The organism is Nocardia sp. NPDC051900 (assembly GCF_044452545.1).
Taxonomy (GTDB): domain Bacteria; phylum Actinomycetota; class Actinomycetes; order Mycobacteriales; family Mycobacteriaceae; genus Nocardia; species Nocardia sichangensis.
Genome location: NZ_JBITBU010000016.1, coordinates 73,360 through 94,033 on the forward strand (window position 1 = coordinate 73,360; position 20,674 = coordinate 94,033).

A 20,674-nucleotide genomic window follows, 5' to 3' on the forward strand; every position below is an offset into this window, starting at 1 on the left:
CTACGTAGATATGCGCATCTACGAATGTTACCCCCATTATTCTAACCAAACTCACTCAACCCGAACGAACCAAAGCAGCATTGAAGGGAAGGGGAGCGTGCGAGATCGGCGACGACTACGCGGAACGGGCGGCCCCTCATGCTGCTGCCCAGGCCGCCTGTCGCGGCAATCGCGCCGCCGGGAGCGCGGTGGCCTGGGCAGCGGCCTCGAGACGTCAGGGCTGGTGGGTGATGGTGTACCAGAGAATTGCCAGGGTACCGATCGTGAAAAGTGGTGCGATGATGAAGGTTTCGACCTTGTTCCCGGTGCGCTCGATGACGGGAAGGCTGACTCGTAGGCCGAAGGGCCAGAACAGGCGGCAGCCGCGCTCGGTGAGGCAGTCGCCGAGCAGGTGGGCCAGTGCGCCGAGTCCGACCGCGAACGGCAGCCAGACCGGCTTGTCGGCGATCCAATGTTCCATGGCGAACGTGCCCGCGGAGGCGAGCACGACGATCGGTCCCCATGCCTTGAAGTTGTTGCCGGACGGGCACAGATGCAGTGCGCGCACAGCCAGGGCGAGGAGGAAGAAGACCAGGCTCAGGGTGAACCAGTGCCCGAGCCAGTGCTCGCCGGCCCACGTGCCGTAGGCGGCGGCCGCGACGAAGGCCAGGGAGTGCGTGGCGCCGCGATGGCCGCCGGAGGCCCAGGAGATGAGCTTGCATGCGGTGTGCGTGATCGGACCCAAAGTGTGCGAGATGGTCCCGTCGGGGTGGTCCGCGTCTGGCAGCAGTGCGGCCCCGGCCGTGAGAAAGACGCCGAGCAACAGGTCGACGGTACCGAGATGTCCCGTCGCATCCTGGAGAGCCGGAAACGTCAAGATCGTGACCGGTAGCGTCGCCGCTGCCGCCGACCAGGCCAACGCGCCACTGGTCGCATGTGAATGTCCAAGCACGATTCGAACGTTAGTTCAGCTTGCTATCGGTTCGCGAATGCCGCTGTGCGAGGTCGGAAGTCGGGCGGGAAGCGTGTCCTGCGTTCGGGCTTGCGCGGAAATGAGGTAGGGGAGTGCTGGTAAGAGTCGTGGCGAAGCGTAAAACATTCTGTAGGTGAACAATCCGGATCAGCGCGGGATGCGGGCGTGAGAACCTTTCATGCATACCTCGCGACATCATGAGCGTCGCTTGAAGCGATCCGCGGTGCGCGTGCATCAGCGCGTGAAGGAAAAAATTGCGATACGTTCCTTTGCGTATATATGCATGATTCCCGCCTACAACCGAAGTTTCGATCCAGCCGGACTCAAACCAAAGCAGCATCGAGGCCGGGGGACCAGGCGTGATGTGAATCCAGTGCTAGAGGACGTCGCCGATGGCAACAGTCGCTGCTGCCATGATCCGGCGCGCGAGGTCGGATCCGTCGACCGGGCCGGTGGTGTCGACGGCGACGACCGGCGTGAGCGCGAGCGGTTCCGCCAGGCGCGCCCAGTGGTCCCAGTCGTGCGCGAGGTGCGCGTCGTCGTGGTACAGGGCGGCACGTGTACGGCCGCGGTATCGGTCGCGGTATCGGTCGCGGGCGAGCTCGGGCGGAACCGAGCACCAGACCTCCACTGCTCGCGTCGCGCCCGATTTCGCGATGCCGTTGGCGGCGTAGCGCGCATCTCGGGGTTTGAACCACCACGAGTCGATCACCGCGACACCGGGAAGCGCGGCGGCCAGCGCCCAGGCGGCCTCTGTCGCGATCGCCCCGATATTCGGCAGTACCGCGGTGTGATCGAGCCCTGAGCCCAGCGCCTCTTTGATGGCGTCCCGCGTGATCAGGTGCGCACCGAGTTCGAGCGCCAGCGCCGGAGCCAAGGTGGACTTCCCGGAGCCGGGTAGTCCGTTGACGAGAACGAGTAGTTCGCAGATGGCGACGAACCTCCGGGGCGATCGAGAAGAACAAGTCGGCGAAGGGCCTGATTCTCGTTGCGCAGCGCCATGACCGGCAAGCCGGAAGGAGGGCGTGTTCGGCCAGTGAACCTATCGCCGATGGTTTCCCAGACCTGGGGATCTCACTTCGCACTCCGCGCATACGCTGCATCGCATAGCGCTAGATGATCGATAGCTATATCTCGATCCGGACGTCTGGACGAAGCGTGGCAAATGTCTGGTTTCGATCAGATCGGCTCAACCAGTGGTAGGCCCTGCGGAGGAGGTTGTGGTGGGTGAGGGGCGCGGAGTTCATCTGTGCGGCAGTGTGCCGTTGGCGGATGCGGAAACAGTCTTCACCGAGGCGTCGCGGCGAATCGGCAAGCACTTGAAGCGCATTCCGGATGGGGAGACCGGAGTTCGGGACAACTGGGTAGTGTGGCAGTTGCCCAAGATGCAGGCGCATCCGGACCTGGAAACCATTCCGCCGCCGAGCCCCGAGTACGGGCCGAGCGAGCGGGTGCGGCCCAAGCCCGGCGTGGACGCGGCGTCGATCGACTTCGGTCCCTTGGGTTACGCGGAGGCGGCGCTGGAATCCTGGCGAGTCTTCCACCGGCTGCGTGAGGACGGGACGATCCCCGCGGGCATTCGGTTCCAGGTGAGCTTGCCAACGCCTATCGCGGTGATCGGTGCGTTCGTCGCGGGTCCGCAGGGCGAGTTGGAGCGCAGGTACGAGGCGCGGCTGCTCGACGAACTCGCCGTCATCCTCGGCACGATCCCGGCGGAAGATCTTGCGGTGCAGTGGGATGCCGCGGTGGAGTTCGCCATCTTCGAGGGCGTCTTCCCGTCGTGGTTCGGCTCCGACTACCCGACGCAGCTCGAGGAAGTGGGGCGGCGGCTCGTTCGGTTGGGCGGTGCTGTGCCCGAGCCGGTAGATCTTGGTTATCACCTCTGCTATGGCGATTTCGGTCACCGGCACTTCGCCGAACCCGCCGATACCGGCAAGCTGGCTGCGGTCGCCGGCCGTATCCTGGGCGGGCTGGAGCGGCGGGTCGATTGGATTCACCTGCCGGTTCCGCGCTCGCGTACCGATGCCGACTATTTCAAGCCTCTCGCCGATCTTGTTTTGCCATCTGGAACGGACTTGCACCTCGGGCTGGTGCACGCCACCGACGGCCGTGCCGGCGCGCTGGCACGGATCGAAGCTGCCCGCTCGGTCGTCGGCGAGTTCGGCATCGCCACCGAGTGCGGTATGGGCCGCCGTCCAGCCGGTCAGATTTCCACGTTGCTGGATCTGCACGCGGAACTCGCGGACTTGCTCGCTTGAATCCGCCTCCTCGACGCCGGGTCATATTTCGGGGTTGGGCCCGGCGCCGAGCCGCGAACCGGCGCGGACACCGACCACGACCACATCGTCGTAACGCACGGCTACACGCTGTCCTTCGTCATCACCACGTGGATGATGCTGCCGGTGGAGGCCGGCGGTTTCGTGTCGTTCGCAACCGCGCGATCCTCAGCCTCGCCGATACGTCTCACTTGGATGCGCCGGGGGATGAGGCTTCTTCGAACCGGAGGGGCGGTTACCAGTCCTCTAGTTGACATAATGTTGATTATCGGCGCAATTTTGGGGCGGTTCGCAGCAGTGATTGTGCAGCGTATTCGTATGTCTGTCTGTCCGATCCGGTACGGCGAGAATGATCCGGTGAGTTCGAGGGCTGTCGGGCTTCTGCCGCGTTTCCGGGAGTGACCTGATTGCGTAACCTGCTGCATGCAAGATGATTGTGCATCGACATTTTGTCACTGTGACGTATTGCGTGGCCGGGTGTGCGCCGATACGAAGAACTTGGCAAACATGCCGTCGACGTATGAACGCTCTGCGGCAGTGGATGATTGGTCGGCGACGTCGTGGAACGAACGGTTGGGCGACGTCGACCGCATCGTTGCGGACCTGCCCCCTACCCAGGATGGCAGCTCTGCCCTCGGGCAAGGTGGTAGAGACGAACGAATCCGGTCTCGACAAACAAGAGGACACCCATGCATTGGGCTGTAGAACAGCTGAGCCGAATCATGCCGCCGCCCCCGGATGGCGGCGACCTGGTCGACTGGGACGCGCTGCGTGTCGAGACCGGATGGGAACTGCCAGCTGACTATCGCGACTTTGTCGCGGTGTATGGGATGGGGGCGATCAGTGACTCGATCGGCATCAGCACGCCCCACTTCGAGGGCTCTCCGTATGAGGACCACATGTTGTTCCGCGCCGAGCAGCGGGTCGCGGACGGGGAGCTGACCTGGGCGTCGAACGAGGCAGGTGACGACTTTCTGTGGCGATGCGTCGGCGAGCCAGAGCGGTGGGAGGTGATCTTCCGGCCCAGGAGCCGTGGCCAGGACCACGGATACGAGATGGGAATGGCCGAGTTCCTGCTGCGCCTGGTGCGGGGCGAGATCCATCCGCCGCTGGAGGCCGAACTCGCGATGCCGGCCACGTTCGAGTCGTGGCGGGAAGAAGAAAGGCGTCTACTCGACGTCGATGGCAACCTTGAAGGCTTCTGATCGCCCTGCAAGGCCTTTCGTACCGTGATGTCGAGCGTTCGGGTGCGGAGGTGCGACGACCGCTGTTGGAGTGGGGTGGTTGACGAGTCTTGGAATTTTCCTAGATCGGGCTCGTCGGGGCTAGCGGCGGGCGTCGATGGATCGGCATGGTGATGAGGTGCGGTGGGTGTGGCCGCCTGGCGGCTGTCGTGGCGCAGTCCAGTGATCGGTGATTGGCTCTGGTTGTGGGGGGCCAGTCGCGGGCACGCTGGGTCGGTGCTGGTTCGTCGGTTGGTCGCGTTGTATGTCGGATTGTGGTTGTACGGGTTCTCGATGGCGGTGATGGTGCGGGCGGGGCTCGGGCTGGATCCGTGGGATGTGTTTCATCAAGGTGTGGCGCGGCACGTTTCGATCAGTTTCGGTGCCGTCACAGCACTGACCGGTGTCGCGGTGCTGTTGGCTTGGATTCCGCTGCGACAGTTGCCGGGTCTGGGCACGGTGAGCAATGTCGTGGTGATCGCCGTGTCGGTCGATGCCGGGCTCGCCTGGCTGCCGTCGTGGGATGCACTGGCGGTGCGGGCCGGTGCCATGGGGGCCGCTGTCGTGTTGAACGCGGTGGCGAGTGTGTTGTACATCGGCGCGGGTATGGGTCCGGGCCCGCGGGATGGACTGATGACTGGACTGGTCCGGTGCACCGGACGATCGGTGTGGGTGGTGCGCACGGCGATCGAGGTGACGGTGTTGACGACGGGATTGGTTCTCGGCGGCAGCGTCGGTGTGGGGACCTTGGTCTACGCCTTCGGGATCGGACCGCTGATCCACCTGATGATCCCTGCTGTGAACCGATTCCTGCCGGGGTTTTCGCCGTCGAAGCCGGTGCTTGCCGTCGGCGGTGAAGTGGTGGAAGCTCCGGCCGGGTAGCTCGACTCCCCTACTCCTCTTCGCCGCGTCTTCGAATCGTCACAGTGACGACAGGGTGTGACTTCGATGTCGGTTCAGCGGTGTGGTCCGAAGCTCACCTCGGCGAGCCGGTCCAACTCGTGCAGCGCCGCATCGTGTGGCAGAACTGGAACGATGCCCAGCAACGTGCGGTGAATTCCCAACTCCGCCAGGTATTGCAGTTGGTGGCGCTGTGGTTGGAACAGTGTCGCGATCACCGGCACTGGCGCTCGACCGTGGCGGTCGGCCAGGGCCTGTAGTTCGCGGATCCCCCTCGCCAGCTCGTCGAGTGGAATGCCGACGGGGGCCAACCATCCGTCGGCGTGGTCGAGGATGCGTTCGTGTGTGGATGGTCCCCAGCCGCCGAGCCACACTGGAGGGCGCGGCTGCTGGACTGGCTTCGGCCACGAGTACAGCGGGTCGAAATCGACGAATTCGCCGTGGAATTCGGCTTGTCGGTGGCTCCAGATGTTTGTCATCGCAAGGAGTCGTTCGCGCTGTAGCGCAACTCGTGTTCTGGGATCGGTGCCGTGGTTGCGCATCTCTTCACGCAGCCAGCCGACGCCGACGCCGAGTTCGAACCGTCCTCCCGAGGCCAGGTCCAGGCTCGCCACCTCCTTGGCCAGAATGATCGGATCGCGTTGGACGACCAGCGTTACGGCCGTGCCGATCCGTAACCGTTGTGTCGCGGCGGCTGCGAACGACAGTGTGACGAACGGGTCGAGATTGCGGTGGTAGTCGGGTGGGATCTCGTCGCCACCGGGGTATGGCGTGGTGACCGTGACCGGTATGTGCGTGTGCTCGGCGACGAACAGCGACTCGAAGCCGCGGTCTTCCACTGCCCGGGCGAGGTCGGCCGGGCCGATGCTTTCGTCGGTCACGCCGGTGAAGATTCCGATCTGCATTGGGCTACGGTAAACATTGACGCCAGCGTCAAGGTCAAGGTCGAGGTGAGTGGAATGCGGATCGGTGAACTAGCGCAGCGCACTGGTTGCAGCACGAGGGCATTGCGCTATTACGAGCGGCAGGGTTTGCTGACGGCAGCGCGTGGCGGCAATGGCTACCGCAGATTCGACGACTCCACCGTCGAGACCGTTCTTCGTATCCGTGCTCTTCTGGCAGCCGGGTTGCCCACCGATGTCATCCGTCGGGTACTGCCATGCGCCCGCGACACCGTTCCGCGGTTCGAGCCGTGTGCCGAGGTGGTAGCGATCTTGAAGTCGGAGATCGACCGAATGGACGCGCTTGCCTCGGATCTGGCGCGCTCCCGTCACCTGCTCGCCTCGATTCTGCTCGACTCCGGTGTACCGGTAGCGAGCGACCGCGCCGCGCAGAGCACGACGTAGCAACCGCGCGGTGCTACGGATCCGGCACGACGTCCCGCGCCGTCTCACTGCGCGGGGCGCACCGAGTGGCCACGGCCGGACACGATGGGAAACGAGCCGCTGTCCGTCGAGGTGCTCGGGTCGATATGAGCACGTTTCGGGCGCAGGCGTGCGGCTGGCCGTACCTCGCCTGGTGACGGCGCATATCCTGCCGGTGGGTACTGTGGACGACCGCGCGGCGTCGTCACGTGCGAAACAGGTTGGTGCGAATGGTCTTCGGCGATTCGGTCGACGAAATGCGTGGCGGTGGATCGCGCGTGTGAGTGACAATCCGGATGTGTCCGCTCTGATACCCGATGTGGTCGCCGCCGAAGTGTTCGCAGCCGGGACGCAGCCCACGTTGCGAGGTGAGACCGTGTTGTTGCGGCCTTGGACGAACGCCGACGCGGCGGTGATCCAGGCCGTCTACCAGGATCCGGATATCCAACGCTGGCATGTTCGCGAGGTCGTTTCCGAGGCCGAGGCGCGGGAGTTGATCGCACGCTGGCAGGCGGGGTGGCGTAGTGGTGACGGTCCGCAGTGGGCTGTCGTCGTCGGTGACGTGGTGGCGGCGCGGGTCGGTTTGCGGGGCATGTCGGCGGCGGATGGAGTGTCGGGGATCGCGTACTGGACGGCTCCGGGATGGCGGGGCCGCGGCGTGACGCCCGCCGCGGTCGAGACGGTGACTCGGTGGGCGTTCGAGGTGGGTTTCCATCGGCTGGAGGTGTCGCACTCGGTGCTTAATACCGCGTCCTGCCGGGCGGCGGTGAAGGCGGGATTCGCGCCGGAGGGTGTCCGGCGCAGTGCTGGGTTGCACGCGGACGGTTGGCACGACATGCATTTGCATGCCCGCCTCCGCCCGGCATAGATCCCTGTACGGAAGCAGCTGTCCCAGATAGCCTGTGGGAAGCGATCCGGCAGAAGGTGAAAATTCATGAGTGCTACCACCATCGCCCGCCAGTGCACGTTGTGTGAGGCGCACTGCGGAATTCTCGTCACGGTCTCCGGTGACCAGGTGACGCGGATCGAGGGCAATCCGCAGGACGTGCTGTCGAAGGGGTACATCTGCCCGAAGGCGACGGCGATGGGCGGGTTGCACCACGACCCGGATCGGTTGCGGACGCCGGTGCGGCGGGTGGGTTCGTCGTTCGAGCCGATCGGCTGGGACGAGGCATTCGACGAGATCGGTCGGCGGTTGCGCGAGGTGCGGCGCGAGCACGGCAACAGCGCGATCGGCATGTATCTGGGGAATCCGGCCGCGCACAGCTCGTCGGTGCTGTACGCGGTGTTGCTGCGGTCGGTGCTGCTGACGCGGAACTTCTTCTCGGCGTCGTCGATCGATCAGTTCCCGCAGGAGTTCGTCGCGTGGCGGATGTTCGGCTCGAATGTGCTGATGCCGGTGACCGATATCGATCGGACCGACCGCCTGGTGATCCTGGGGGCGAATCCGGCGGTGTCGAACGGGTCGGTGACGACCATGCCGAATGCGAAGCAGCGGATCCGGGACGTGCGGCGGCGTGGTGGGAAGGTCGTGGTGATCGACCCGCGGCGGACCGAGACGGCGCGGCTGGCCGATCAGCATGTCGCGGTGGCTGCGGGCGGTGATGTGTATCTGCTGCTGGCGATGTTGCATGTGCTGGTCGCCGAGGATCTGTGTGACGAGAGGGCGATTCGCGCGTCGAGCACCGGTTGGGAGCGGTTGCGTGCGCTGGTGGCCGAGGCGTCGCCGGAGCAGATGGCGCAGTACGCGGGAGTGGACGCGCAGACGATTCGCGGGCTGGCTCGGGAGCACGCGGCGGCGCGCTCGGCGGTGCTGTACGCGCGGATCGGGGTGTGCCAGCAGGTGACCGGCACGTTGACGCATTGGCTGGTGAACACGATCAACGCGGTGACGGGCAACTTGGATCGGGCGGGTGGGCAGATGTTCGCGACGCCGCCGATCGATGCGCCGCGGTATGCGAAGTACCTGCCGATGGGGTATGGGGCGTGGACCGACAGCTCCGGGACCTACAAGTCGTTCCGCTCGGAGTTGCCGGTGGCGGCGCTGGCGCAGGAGATGTCGGCCGAGGGGCCGGGCCGGATCCGCGCGATGATCACGTATGCGGGCAATCCGGTGTTGTCCACGCCGCAGCGCGGCCGGTTGGGGGCGGCGCTGGACGGGCTGGATTTCTATGTGGCCGTTGACATGTACGTCACGGAGACGACGCGGCACGCGGACATCATCCTGCCGCCGATCTCGCCGTTGGAGCGCGAGGACGTCAACATCCTGTTCCCGGTGTTCAGTGTGCGCAACAATCTGCGTTTCGACGCGCGCGTGTTCGAGCCGCCCGCCGATGGGCTGGAGGATTGGCAGATCATGGCGCGGTTGGTCACCGAGATGGTGCCGTTGCCTGCGCGGCGGCTCACCGCGCGGGTGCTCAACGCGGTGTTCGATCGGGTCAGCCCCGTGCGGATCGCCACGCTGGGGGTGGCGGCGGGGCCGTATGGGGTGTTGCGGCGGGGTCGCAAGGGTTTGACGGTGGGTAAGGCGCGTGCGGCGTCGGGCGGTATCGATCTGGGTCCGTTGCGGCCGAGGCTGCGGTCGCTGCTGGGGACGAAGGATCGGAAGGTGCATGTGGCGCCGGAGGATTTCGTGGCGGCGGCGCGTGAGGTTCTCGCGGCCGCGCGGCGGGGTGAGGCGGTGACCGCGCCTGCCGACGGCTATGACTTGAAGTTGATCGGTCGCCGTCATCTGCGCAGCAACAATTCGTGGTTGCACAATGTGCCGTCGATGGTGAAGGGGCGCGATCGTTGCACGGCGCTGATGCATCCGCAGGATGCGGCGGCGCGCGGGTTGCGCGACGGTGAGCCGGTGACGGTGCGTTCTCGCACCGGGGCGATCGTGGTGCCGTTGGAGGTCAGCGACGACATCCGGGCCGGGACGGTGGCGATCCCGCACGGGTGGGGACATCAGGAGCCGGGTGTCGGGTGGACGGTGGCGGCGTCGCTGCCGGGCGCGAATGTGAACCTGCTGCACGATCCGGCGGTGACCGACATGTTCTCGGGGACGGCGGCGGTGAACAACACGTGGGTGACGGTGACGCGGGCGTCGGTCGATTCCGGGGAGCGTGTGGACCTCAGCGAGCGCGAACCCGCGCCGACCGCTTGACGAGTGTGGACCGTCTGCTCGGCAGCGTCATCGCCGTTGGCTGGCGCCAAACGGCTTGACCAGCGGTTATGGCGGTGGCGGTTCGGCTGTTCGGAATGTCCCTCCGCCGGATGGGCGGCCATCGAGAGGTCGCTGGTTCAGGTCTCCCCCGGTTACCGCATGCAAGGCGTGTTGCGGGCTACAGTCGTGACTGGGAACAGCTTCGGGCCGACACGCGCGAATGTTGGCATGATGGGTGCGCCTCCGCCCGCCGGCACTGAACACCGATGTCTCGCAACGGGCTGTTGGACTGTAAAGCCAGGGCGGGTCACGAGACTCGGCTGACCCGGACAATTGTATGAATCCGGCGAGTCCGGTTCCGACGGGTCCGACGGATTGGGGAGAACCGATGACAAGCGATGCGCTCGAACGTTTGCGGCGGATTCTGCCGCCGTCGCCGGCCAGCGCGGAGTGGGCGGCGCTGGACCTGCAGGGGGTGGCGGAGGCCGAGGCGGCGTTGGGGGTCCAACTGCCGCCGGACTACCTGGACTTCCTCGGGGTCTACGGCGCCGGGTTGCTTGATGACTCCCTGCTGATCGCGGCACCGGCGACGGCGCCCGGCCACCGGTACAGCACGAGTGTGGTGGAGATCACCGGGACGTTTCGGCGGGCTGCTGCCAAGCCGTACAGGGCCGAGATTCTGGGTGACGGTGACATGTATATCCACTGGGGTGTTGATGGCGGTGGCGACTTCTACTACCTGTGGCGCGTCGAGGGTGAGTCGAGCGCCGAGTGGCCGGTGTGCGTATACGACGACGAATTGACGGTGCTGCCGTACGGGATGGTGGAATTCCTGGCCAGAGCCTGTACCGGAGGCCTTCCCGGCGAGCTGCAGTGCAAGTTCCGCGGCAACGGCCACGAATTCCTGCACTGGCAGGACCAGTACCGCCGCGACGTCGAGCAGTACGGGTCCGGGTCATACATCCCCGGCTGAGCGACTCGCTTCCGCTCCGCCGACTTCACTGCACCTGACTATGAGGGTGGAACGCTGACGGCCCCCGTGGGTGTCGTCCCCCGCGAGGTGGGTCATTTGCTCACCTGGTCGACGCGGGTGCCGTCCAGCCAGGGTTGGGGGTCGGCCAGGAACGGGGTGTCGGCGAGGCGGTCGAGGTCTTCGAAGAAGGCTTTGGTGGTGCGGGCGGCCGCGGTGGTGGTGCCGACGGAGACGAATCCGGCTTGTTCGGCGTCGAGGCCGCGGGAGAGGGATTTGTCGGAGCCGAAGTAGACGGCGCGTTTGAGTTCGGCGACGACGACCGGGTTGCGGGCGGCCAGCCGGGCCGCGGTGGCCTGGGTTTCGGTGAGCAGGTCCTCGGCAGGCAGTACGCGGTTCACCAGGCCGAGACGCAGCGCTTGCTGGGCGGTGAACGGCGTGCCTTCGAGGGTGACCTCGATGGCTTTGGCGGCGCCGAGCAGACGGGTGAGGCGTTGGGTCGCGCCGCCGCCGGGAATGAGGTTGGCCAGCGTCTCGATCTGGCCCAAGCGCACGTGGTCGGCGTCGGCGGCGTAGCGCAGATCGCAGGCCAGCGCGATCTCGTGCCCGCCGCCGAGTGCGGGTCCGTTGATGGCGGCGAGGTAGGCGACGCCGGAGCGGTTCATCCGCAAGGTGGTGCGTTTCCAGCGGTAACCCCAGACCAGGCCCGCACCGAGACCGCCGCCGTGGCGTTCGACCAGATCGGTGGCGCCGGGAACGTGCAGGACGGCAGCGGCGGCGCGCAGGAACGGTGCGGCGGCGCGAGCGGGGACGAAGGGGCGTGGTTTCTCGATCATGCCGCCGAGGGCGGCGGGGTCGGCATGGGTGAGGAAGCGGCCGGGCAGTCCTCCGGTGAGCACGACCGCGCCCACGGTGTCGTCGATATCGACCGCGGCGGTGAGAAGGTCGAGGTCGCGGACGACCGCGGTGGTGACGAAGTTCCACGGGGGCGCGACCACACGCGCGGTGAGTACCCGCCCGGACTGGTCGAGTTGGATGGTTTCCAGGGGCAGGTCGGCGGCGGACATCGGCGGCTCCTTCGGTGCGCATGTCGGCGGTCGGGACGCGAGAACGGTTCCACGCGAACGCGTTTCGGAAGCGGTCCAGCGCGGTCGTGGACTACACCCTAATGTTGCGGATACACGGTGATGTTGCGGACCGGCGGGGCCGGTCCGCAACGTCGGTCAGGCCGTGGGCTTGTGGACGCGGGTGTCGTGGAATTCCAGGAATGCCGCGAGGGTCTGCTCGGGTGCCTCCAGTTGCGGGTAGTGGCCGATTCGCGACAGTTCCACGACATCGGGGTCGGTGATCAGTTCGCGGTAGCGGTGCACCATGTGGCCGCCGGAGACGGGATCGGACAGGCCGTCGACGAGCCGGACCGGGACCTGGGCCTGCTGCAGTGCGCCCACCCAGCGCTTGCGCTGCTTGCGGCGTTCGGCCATGTAGCGGATGAGTTTGTGGCCGTTGCTCTTGCCGTGCCTGCTGCACCACAGCAGCCAGAACTGGTGCAGTTCGATGTCGGTGGGTTTGGTGTCGGGCCCGAATACCGCGGCCAAGCTGTGGTGGAAGGTGCGTTCGCTGCCCAGGACGCCGATCAGCGGGCCGAGCGGGCTCGCCAGCAGCCGCTGCACCGGGCGGGGGCGGTGGGTTTCGGGGAACAAGCCGCCGTTGAGCAGGCACACCGATTCGATCACGAGGGATTCGTCGCCGGCGGCGCGGCGTTCGGCGTCGCGGGCCACAAGCTCTTGGGCGACGGTGTCGCCGTAGTCGTGGGCGAGGATGTGGTACCGGCTGATGCCCTGTTCCCGCAGCAGGTTCTCGTGGATGTCGGCTTGGTCGGTGATGCGGTAGTCGTAGTGGCGGGGTTTGGCCGACCAGCCGAAGCCGATCATGTCGGGGGCGATGACCCTGGCGAATCGTTCGCACAGGCCCGGCCAGATCCGATGCCAGTCCCAGGACGCGGTGGGAAATCCGTGGATGCACACCAGCGTCCCGTGGGTGCCTGCGCCTCCGTCGCGCCAGAAGATCTGGTGGCCGCGATGAGTGTGGCGTCGTCCGTTCGCCCGCCAGGACGCGAACTCCTCCATGTCTACCTCCTTGTCGTCGACAAGCATGGCGCGTGTGTGCGCCCGGGCACAGTAGTTCGGTCGGCCGTGCACGTGTCATCTACCGCGCGGGCCGATAGCCGATCGTGCGCTCTGCGAGAATTCCACCGTGCATGTCGCGATCGGCCTGGTTGTTCTCGTCGCGTCGGCGGCCGCGTTGGCGGCGCTGGCGCGACGGTTCGGGATCTCCGAACCGCTGGTATTGACGGTGGGCGGGGTGGCGGCGTCGTATCTGCCGTTCGTGCCGGAGATCCATTTGGAGCCGGAGATCATTCTGCTCGGTTTCCTGCCTCCTTTGCTGTATACCGCCGCGATCCGCACGTCGCTGGTGGATTTCCGGGCGAATGCGCGCACGATCGGGTTGTTGTCGGTGGGGTTGGTGTTGTTCACGACCTTCGCCGTGGCGGTGGTGGTGTGGTGGCTGCTGCCGGTGCCGTTCGCGGTCGCTGTCGCGCTGGGTGCGGTGGTGGCTCCGCCGGATGCGGTGGCCGCCACGGCGGTGGCGCGGCGGATCGGGATGCCGCGGCGGATCGTGACGATCCTGGAGGACGAGTCGCTGTTCAACGACGCGACCGCGCTGGTGGCGTTGCGGACGGCGCTGGCGGCGATGGTGGGCACGGTGTCGGTGTGGGCGGCCGGCGCCGATTTCGCGCTGGCGGCCGGTGGCGGCGCGGCGGTGGGAGTGGTGGTGGCCTATCTGCTGGCGATGCTGCGGCGGCGGATCACCGACCCGGTGATGGACACGACGTTGTCGTTCCTGGCGCCGTTCGCGGCGTATCTGCCCGCCGAGGGCATCCACGCCTCGGGGGTGATCGCGGTGGTCGTGTGCGGGATGATCCTCGGACACAACGCGCCGGTGTGGCAGAGCGCCGCGTCGCGGATCGCCGAGCGCATCAATTGGCGCACGATCCAGTTCATCCTGGAGAGCGCGGTGTTCGTGCTGATCGGGTTGCAGGTGCGCGGCATCGTGGAGGGTGCTTGGCACAGCGAGCTCGACCACGCGACCCTGCTGTGGTCGGCGGTGGCGGTGCTGGCCGCGACGATGCTGGCGCGTCCGGTCTGGGTGTTCGGGTCGTCGTTGTTGTCGCGCAGTCTCGGTGGTGGCGAGGCGGTGCCGGTGAGTCATCTGGTGGTGGTGTCGTGGGCGGGGATGCGCGGGGTGGTGACGTTGGCGGCGGTGCTGCTGCTGCCGCAGGACACTCCGTTGCTGGCTGTGCTGCGGCTGCTGGCGCTGGTGGTGGTGGCGGGAACGCTGCTGGTGCAAGGCACGTCGTTGCCGTGGCTGGTGCGGTGGCTGCGGTTGCGCGCGCCCAGTCGCGCCGAGGACGCGTTGCAGAAGGCCAACGTGTTGCAGCAGGCCACCGCGGCCGGTTTGGCCGCTCTCGAGCGGGAAGTCACGCCGGACACGCCGCCGGGGGTGGTGCAGACGTTGCGTGATCGCGTCCTGTGGAAGGCCAACGCCGCCTGGGAGCGGCTGGGGCGGGCGGAGTCGGAGCTGGTGACACCCACCGCGGAGTACCGGCGGCTGCGGTTGGCGATGTTGCAGGCCGAACGGGAAACCGTCTTGCGCGTACGGGATTCGGGCGCCGTCGACTACGAGATCCTGCAGCATGTGCTGGCGCAGTTGGATCTCGAGGAGTCGATCATCGATCGCTACGACGAGACCGAGGAAGAACGGGTCGAACCGCTGGCGGCGGCAGGGGCCGACGACGCTTGCGCGCATCTGCGGGACGCGCCGCTGGTGCGTGCGCACGGCGGGCCGGACGAATGCGGCGAATGTCTCGCGGAGGGACTGGCGTGGGTGCATCTGCGGATGTGCTTGTCGTGCGGGCACATCGCCTGCTGCGACTCTTCTCCGGGCAATCACGCGACCAAGCACTACGCCGCCAGCGGGCATCCGGTGATGCGTAGTGTGGAGCCGGGAGAGGCGTGGCGCTGGTGCTATGTCGACGAGCTGCTCGGTTAGCCGGAGCGGGTCAGCGCTGCGCGTGGGAGTAGATCAGGCGCGCGTATTCGGCCAGCAGCTGGTCCAGTGACAGGTTCTCCCCGCCCGCGGCGATCTGCTGGTAGCCGACGAGCATCGCCATGCCCAGTGAGGTGACCACGGCGGCGGTGTCGTCGTCGCCGACGACGCCCTTGATCGCTTTGTGCACGGTGCGCCTGCGGGATTCGTCGACGCGCTTGAGTGCGAGGTTGACCGATTCGTCGTTGGCCGCCCAGGCGCGGATGGCGGCTTCGGCGGAATGGTGCAGTCCGGCGGCGAGGTCGGACATGGCGCGGATGTCGTCATCGGGGTTGCCCTGGTTGAACGGCATGGTGCCCAGGATGCGCACTTGGCGGTTCTCCCAGTGTTCGAGCAGGGCGTCGACGAATCCTTGCCAACTGCCGAAGTGGTGGTAGAACGATCCGCTGGTGACGCCGAGCTGCCGGCACAGGACGCCGATGTTGAGACCTTTGAAGCCGAGTTCGGCGAGCACTTCCAAGCCGGTGTCGAAGTACTGCTCCTTGGTGACCACTCGTGACATACGCGCGCCGTTCTCTTCGTTCGGTCAGGGGGAGGGACCGAACAGTACCCCATCGTAGCGTCGGCTGGACCGACCTCGGGAAGTACCGATGCGTACGCCGAGAAGACGCTTCGGTACCTGTTACCTGCTGAAATATTTAGCGCGCGTGGGTGGATCGCGCGCGGAGCTGCTCAGCGAGGTGCCCGGCAGCGGCGTGCGGGCCGTACTCGCCGTCGGTCCCCCACCCCTTTGACTCCTGTTTTCACCCCTACCGGAAGGACCCCCGATGCCTACGCTCGACTACCACGACAAGATCGCCGTTCTCGACCTCGGCGGTGACGAGAACCGTTTCTCCCCCTCGAAATTGCTGCGTCGCAAGAATTTTCCTTCATTCCGTGGGTTGGTAATTCCTGATGGATTGCTGTGTCGCGCCTTTTACTCGACAACTCGTCGGCGTAATGCCGCACGGTGGGAGCGGGAATCTTTTCATCGGACCGGGTGATGGCCGAAGCCGGAAAGATGGCGATGAATCCCAGCTCGGCGAGTATCAGAGGTGGAAAACCGGCGGTCACCCCGTCCGGTGCCGGCCGGTTTCTGTTTATTCATTCCTCGTTCACGAGAAAGACGATCGCGTCATACACGCTGCTGACTTCGTGTTTTCTACCGAAAGGGAGCGATCGTGGAATTGCTGACAGTTCTCGCCGACCTCATGACCGCCGTGTTCCAAGCCGGTAGCGGTAGCGCGGCCTGACCCGCCCCGCCGCGGCGGTCGGTCCGCGACCCCATCGCCCGCCGCGGCGGGCAGCGCAATCCGCACGGCCGGAATCACCGATCCTGTTGCCGGAGAAGTGGTTCGGTCGTGCGCGGGCGAACCGGTCGTGGATCCGGAAACGGGCGAAAACGCCCCGCCGAGCACGGTCGGACACCTACGGTCTGGGAAAGCCGGGTGTACCGAACGGGGTTGTGCGATGACCGAACCGAACACGTCCTGCGCCGCGTTCCAGCACAGCGCCGCGATCGATCCGGACGCGGTGGCCGTCCGGTCCATCGGCGGCGAACAAACGCTCAGCTGGCGGGTGTACGCCGAAGAAGCGCGCGCGGTCGCGGCGGGCCTGGCCGCGCTGGGTGTCGGCCGCGGCGACACGGTGGCGTTGATGATGGGCAACCGGGTGGAGTTCTATCCCCTGGAAGTCGGCGCGCAGCACACCGGCGCGACCTCGTTCTCGGTGTACAACACCCTCTCGCCCGAACAACTGACCTACGTGTTCGCCAACGCGGGCAATCGGGTGGTGATCTGCGAGCAGCAGTACCTCGAGCGGATCCGTGCCTGCGGCACGCCGATCGAGACCATCGTCTGCATCGACGCCACGCCCGAGGGCACCGTGGGGCTCGATGAACTGAAAGCCATGGGCCGCCCCGATTTCGACTTCGAGGCGACCTGGCGGGCCGTGCGGCCCGACGACGTGCTCACCCTCGTCTACACCTCCGGCACCACCGGCGACCCCAAGGGCGTGGAGATCACCCACGCCAATCTGCTGGCCGAAGCGCGAGCGTTCCACGCGGTGCTGCCGGTGGAGTTCGGCGACCGGCAGACCTCCTACCTGCCCTCGGCGCACATGGCCGACCGGTTCTGCTCGCTGTATCTGCAGCAGGTGTACGGCACGCAGATCACCGTGGTGCCCGACCGGTCGCTGCTGCCGGCCGCGCTGGCCGACGTGCACCCCACCATCTGGGGCGCGGTGCCGCGGGTGTGGGAGAAACTGAAGGCCGCCATCGAGTTCTCCGTCGCCGCCGAACCCGACGACGCCCGCCGCGGTGCGCTGCGGTGGGCGCTGGACGTGGCGGCGCGCAAGGCCGACGCCCAGCTGCGCGGCGAACCGATCGATGACCAGCTGGCGGCCGAATGGGCGCGGGCCGACGAGCAGGTGCTGTCGGCGTTGCGCGCCGGAATCGGCCTGGACCGACTGAAGTGGGCGATGTCGGGCGCCGCGCCGATTCCACCGCAGACTCTCGGGTTCTTCTTCGGCATCGGCATCCCGATCTCGGAGATCTGGGGCATGTCCGAACTGACCTGCGTGGCCAGCGCCTGCTCGCCGGAGCAGACGCGGCTGGGTTCGGTGGGCCGGATGCTGCCGGGAATGCAGTGGCGGATCGCCGAGGACGGCGAATTCCTGGTGCGCGGGCCACTGGTGATGAAGGGCTACCGCAAACAGCCGCGGCAGACCGCCGAAGCGCTCGACCCGGACGGGTGGCTGCACACCGGCGACATCATGTCCGTCGACGCCGAGGGGTATCTGCGGGTGGTCGACCGCAAAAAAGAGCTGATCATCAACTCGGCGGGCAAGAACATGTCCCCGGCCAACATCGAGAACGCGATCAAGGCCGCGACGCCGCTGGTGGGCGCCATCGCCACCATCGGGGACGCGCGCCCATACAACACGGCGCTGATCGTCATCGACGCCGAGACCGCGGCACTGTATGCCGCCGAGCACGCGCTGCCGGATGCCTCGGCGGCGGCGTTGGCGGCCGAGGACGGGGTGATCTCCGCGATCGCGCGCGGCGTGGCGGCGGGCAACGCGACGTTGTCGCGGGTCGAGCAGATCAAACGGTTCACCGTGCTGCCGGTGTTCTGGGAGCCCGGCGGCGACGAGGTCACCTTGACGATGAAGTTGCGGCGCAAGCCGATCGCCGACAAGTACGCCGAGCAGATCGCACAGCTCTACGCCGAAGACCTCGCCGCGACCGTGCACGAACCCGACGGGCAGCGATCCCGCGCCGGCGGCGCGGACACGCTCACAGCTGGAAGGTGAGCCGCTGTGGGCGCACGTAGTCGGCCGGATCGTGCAGGGTGCGCAGTTCCGGTCGCCGTGGTGCGGAGATCCGTTCCAGTTCCGCGCGCAACGGTGCGTCGTAGGTCGCCGCGCTCGCGGTGAGTCCGGGCAGCCAGTTGTCGTGATGGCTCGGCACGAACAGCGCGGGGGTGAGGGCTTCGATGTAGGTGCGGGGATCGCGCAGCCCGTTGCTGATCTGGTTGTAGCCCTGCACCGCGCCGATCTGCACGTCGGTGGCCGGGAGCGCGGCGAGGGTGTCGAACACCTGCGGGGCGCGTTCGGTGAGCGGTCCGGTCGAGTCGTGCCACACCAGGCACAAGCCCGGCACCCGGAACTGGTACAGCAGCACCCCTCCTTCGGGGTCGCGCAGCCGCGGCACACCTTGCAGCAGACCGCTCAGTGTCGGCGGGTGGGTCAGCACGATGCCCGGTTGCGGGCGGGGAAAGAAGCGCGGTGATCCGCCGACGGGATCGGACGGGGTGCGTGCGGAATGCAGGTGCCGCACGACGCTCACCTCGACCGCGCCCACGGCGAAATCCTCCCGGGTGCCGATCGCGGTGCCCGCGTCACCGTGCACGGCGGTGGGGAACGCCGGATCGGCGACCTGTGCGGCGATGCTCGCGCAGTGCTCGGCGGTGCCGTGTACGACCGCGCCGCTGGCCTGGGCGATGCGTCCGGCGTCGGCGGCGTGGTCGAAGTGGCCGTGGCCGATGAAGATCGCCGCGGGCGCCAGGTCCACCAGGTCCTGCGGGGTGGCGGGGACGTAACCGGTGCTGGTGAGCCGGGGCACCCACGCGTCGAGCAGGAACACCGAACCGCCGATGGCCAGGGCGAAGGTGGTGCAGCCGACCCACGACAACACGACCCGGTCGGTGTGCAGGGCGCCGGTCTGCGGGTCGATGGTGTCGGCGCCGAAGAAGCGGGCGCGCGCGGCGATCGTGCGCGGGTCGGCGGGATCGGCCGCCGGCCGCAAGACGCCGGCGCTGAGGGAGGTCAGTTTGCCGCCGGGGCCGAACAGGCCGAGGCCGGGAAGCTTGCACACCCCCGTACCCCATCACGTGCGGGGGATGCGGGCAAGAGACCGGCTACAGGCGTACGCCCAGCAGGGCGTCGACGGCGGTGGCGATCAGCGCGGGCGCGTCGGTGTCCTGGCCGCCGTAGTCCAGTGCCTGGCGGGCCCAGTTGTCGAGCGCGTCGAGCGCCTTGGGGGTGTCCAGATCGTCGGCCAGGTGCTGGCGCAGGCGGGCGACGGTGTCGGTGGCCGACGGGCCGGCGGGCAGCGCGGTGGCTTCGCGCCACAGCTCCAAGCGCTGCTGCGCCCGCTCGAGCAGGGCGTCGGTCCACATCCGGTCTTGCCGGTAGTGGCCGGCCAGCAGGCCGAGGCGGATGGCGGACGGGTCGACGCCGCCGCGGCGCAGCGTGGACACCAGCACGAGGTTGCCGCGGGACTTCGACATCTTCTCCCCGTCCAGCCCGATCAGGCCGGCGTGCACGTAGTGGCGGGCGAAGCGGCGGCCGGCGATGAGCGACTCGGCGTGCGCGGCGGAGTATTCATGGTGGGGGTAGATCAGGTCACTGCCGCCGCCCTGGATGTCGAATTCCGGGCCGATGCGGTTCAACGCGATCGCCGAACACTCGATGTGCCAGCCGGGTCGGCCCGGGCCGAAGGGGGCGGGCCAGGACGGCTCGCCGGGCCGCGCCGAGCGCCACAGCAGCGCGTCGATGGTGTCGCGTTTACCGGGACGGTCCGGGTCGCCGCCGCGTTCGGCGAACAGCCGCTGCATGGTGGCGCGGTCGTAGCCGGATTCGTAACCGAACTGGTCGGTGGCGTCGGCGCGGAAGTAGATGTCGGGGTACTCGGCGTCGTCGACGACGTAGGCGGCGCCGGAAGCCAGCAGTTTCTGCACGAATTCGACGACCTCGTCGACGGATTCGACGGCGCCGACGTAGTCGCGGGGCGGCACGATCCGCAGCGCGGCCATGTCCTCACGGAACAGGTCGGTCTCCGCCGCGCCGAGGTCGCGCCAGTCCACGCCGTCGCGGGCGGCGCGTTCGAACAGCGGGTCGTCGACGTCGGTGACGTTCTGCACGTAGTGCACGTCGTGGCCCGCGTCGCGCCACAGCCGGTTGACCAGGTCGAAGGTCAGGTAGGTGGCGGCGTGCCCGAGGTGGGTGGCGTCGTAGGGGGTGATGCCGCAGACGTACATGGTGGCGGTGGGGCCGGGGGTGACCGGGCGCACCAGACGGTCGGCGGTGTCGTACAACCGCAACGGCGGTCCTGCTCCGGGGACGGTGGGGAGGGCGGTATCGGACCAGGACTGCATGCTTACGAGGGTAAAGGTGTGGTGGAGCTCATCGTTCC

General features: G+C 67.3%; 18 protein-coding genes. 10 read left to right on the top strand and 8 right to left on the bottom strand.

Translation table 11 applies throughout. The features are described from left to right. Positions 1 to 214: 214 nt before the first annotated feature. Together ACIA5H_RS25830 and ACIA5H_RS25835 are read right to left on the bottom strand one after the other, a co-directional pair. Positions 215 to 931, bottom strand: coding sequence for a metal-dependent hydrolase (locus tag ACIA5H_RS25830; protein ID WP_397077851.1), 717 nt, complete (start codon positions 929 to 931; stop codon positions 215 to 217). A 397-nt stretch (positions 932 to 1,328) separates the two neighbouring features. Then, the gene (locus ACIA5H_RS25835) at positions 1,329 to 1,883 is read right to left on the bottom strand and encodes an AAA family ATPase (RefSeq protein WP_397077972.1); all 555 of its coding nucleotides are present in this window, start codon (positions 1,881 to 1,883) and stop codon (positions 1,329 to 1,331) included. A 292-nt stretch (positions 1,884 to 2,175) separates the two neighbouring features. Here ACIA5H_RS25835 and ACIA5H_RS25840 point away from each other — a divergent pair, with 292 nt between their 5' ends. The 3 genes from ACIA5H_RS25840 (at position 2,176) to ACIA5H_RS25850 (ending at position 5,333) form a co-directional block, all read left to right on the top strand. Then, positions 2,176 to 3,210, top strand: a complete 1,035-nt coding sequence (locus ACIA5H_RS25840) for a hypothetical protein (protein ID WP_379252500.1) — start codon at positions 2,176 to 2,178, stop codon at positions 3,208 to 3,210. 740 nt (positions 3,211 to 3,950) lie between these two features. Then, complete coding sequence (locus ACIA5H_RS25845) at positions 3,951 to 4,433, top strand: hypothetical protein (protein ID WP_397077854.1); 483 nt, start codon at positions 3,951 to 3,953, stop codon at positions 4,431 to 4,433. A gap of 312 nt (positions 4,434 to 4,745) precedes the next feature. Then, positions 4,746 to 5,333 (top strand): YitT family protein, encoded by a 588-nt coding sequence (locus ACIA5H_RS25850; RefSeq protein WP_397077974.1) that lies wholly within the window; start codon positions 4,746 to 4,748, stop codon positions 5,331 to 5,333. A gap of 74 nt (positions 5,334 to 5,407) precedes the next feature. Here ACIA5H_RS25850 and ACIA5H_RS25855 read toward each other — a convergent pair whose 3' ends face one another. Beyond that, positions 5,408 to 6,256, bottom strand: a complete 849-nt coding sequence (locus ACIA5H_RS25855; RefSeq protein WP_397077856.1) for an LLM class F420-dependent oxidoreductase — start codon at positions 6,254 to 6,256, stop codon at positions 5,408 to 5,410. 54 nt (positions 6,257 to 6,310) lie between these two features. Here ACIA5H_RS25855 and ACIA5H_RS25860 point away from each other — a divergent pair, with 54 nt between their 5' ends. The 4 genes from ACIA5H_RS25860 to ACIA5H_RS25875 all read left to right on the top strand — a co-directional run bounded on the left by ACIA5H_RS25860 (position 6,311) and on the right by ACIA5H_RS25875 (position 10,836). Continuing rightward, the gene (locus ACIA5H_RS25860) at positions 6,311 to 6,697 is read left to right on the top strand and encodes a MerR family transcriptional regulator (RefSeq protein WP_355078020.1); all 387 of its coding nucleotides are present in this window, start codon (positions 6,311 to 6,313) and stop codon (positions 6,695 to 6,697) included. A 316-nt stretch (positions 6,698 to 7,013) separates the two neighbouring features. Continuing rightward, positions 7,014 to 7,583: a GNAT family N-acetyltransferase gene (locus ACIA5H_RS25865; RefSeq protein WP_397077859.1), complete on the top strand. Its 570-nt coding sequence runs from the start codon at positions 7,014 to 7,016 to the stop codon at positions 7,581 to 7,583. Between the two features lie 66 nt (positions 7,584 to 7,649). Next, positions 7,650 to 9,863 (top strand): molybdopterin oxidoreductase family protein, encoded by a 2,214-nt coding sequence (locus ACIA5H_RS25870; RefSeq protein WP_397077861.1) that lies wholly within the window; start codon positions 7,650 to 7,652, stop codon positions 9,861 to 9,863. 388 nt (positions 9,864 to 10,251) lie between these two features. Beyond that, positions 10,252 to 10,836, top strand: a complete 585-nt coding sequence (locus ACIA5H_RS25875; RefSeq protein WP_397077863.1) for an SMI1/KNR4 family protein — start codon at positions 10,252 to 10,254, stop codon at positions 10,834 to 10,836. A gap of 92 nt (positions 10,837 to 10,928) precedes the next feature. On the opposite strand, the gene ACIA5H_RS25880 is transcribed toward ACIA5H_RS25875, so the two are convergent. Continuing rightward, on the bottom strand, positions 10,929 to 11,900 hold the full coding sequence (locus tag ACIA5H_RS25880) for an enoyl-CoA hydratase/isomerase family protein (protein WP_379252493.1): 972 nt from the start codon (positions 11,898 to 11,900) through the stop codon (positions 10,929 to 10,931). A 156-nt stretch (positions 11,901 to 12,056) separates the two neighbouring features. Beyond that, positions 12,057 to 12,959: an alpha/beta fold hydrolase gene (locus tag ACIA5H_RS25885; protein WP_379252492.1), complete on the bottom strand. Its 903-nt coding sequence runs from the start codon at positions 12,957 to 12,959 to the stop codon at positions 12,057 to 12,059. Between the two features lie 127 nt (positions 12,960 to 13,086). On the opposite strand from ACIA5H_RS25885, the gene ACIA5H_RS25890 reads away from it, so the two are divergent. Continuing rightward, positions 13,087 to 14,943 (top strand): Na+/H+ antiporter, encoded by a 1,857-nt coding sequence (locus ACIA5H_RS25890; RefSeq protein ID WP_379252491.1) that lies wholly within the window; start codon positions 13,087 to 13,089, stop codon positions 14,941 to 14,943. A 10-nt stretch (positions 14,944 to 14,953) separates the two neighbouring features. On the opposite strand, the gene ACIA5H_RS25895 is transcribed toward ACIA5H_RS25890, so the two are convergent. Beyond that, positions 14,954 to 15,502, bottom strand: a complete 549-nt coding sequence (locus ACIA5H_RS25895; protein ID WP_355078013.1) for a TetR/AcrR family transcriptional regulator — start codon at positions 15,500 to 15,502, stop codon at positions 14,954 to 14,956. 265 nt (positions 15,503 to 15,767) lie between these two features. Between ACIA5H_RS25895 and ACIA5H_RS25900 the strand changes: the two genes are divergently transcribed. Both ACIA5H_RS25900 and fadD11 read left to right on the top strand, forming a co-directional pair. Next, the gene (locus ACIA5H_RS25900) at positions 15,768 to 15,983 is read left to right on the top strand and encodes a hypothetical protein (RefSeq protein WP_397077867.1); all 216 of its coding nucleotides are present in this window, start codon (positions 15,768 to 15,770) and stop codon (positions 15,981 to 15,983) included. A gap of 466 nt (positions 15,984 to 16,449) precedes the next feature. Further along, a complete protein-coding gene (gene fadD11 / locus ACIA5H_RS25905; RefSeq protein WP_397077869.1) occupies positions 16,450 to 18,291 on the top strand; it encodes a fatty acid--CoA ligase FadD11 in 1,842 nt (613 codons plus the stop codon). Here the strand turns inward: fadD11 and ACIA5H_RS25910 are convergent. After that, positions 18,275 to 19,354: an MBL fold metallo-hydrolase gene (locus tag ACIA5H_RS25910; RefSeq protein WP_397077871.1), complete on the bottom strand. Its 1,080-nt coding sequence runs from the start codon at positions 19,352 to 19,354 to the stop codon at positions 18,275 to 18,277. The genes fadD11 and ACIA5H_RS25910 overlap by 17 nt on opposite strands. A gap of 43 nt (positions 19,355 to 19,397) precedes the next feature. Then, positions 19,398 to 20,636 (bottom strand): cysteine--1-D-myo-inosityl 2-amino-2-deoxy-alpha-D-glucopyranoside ligase, encoded by a 1,239-nt coding sequence (gene mshC, locus ACIA5H_RS25915; RefSeq protein ID WP_379252487.1) that lies wholly within the window; start codon positions 20,634 to 20,636, stop codon positions 19,398 to 19,400. Positions 20,637 to 20,674 lie beyond the last annotated feature (38 nt).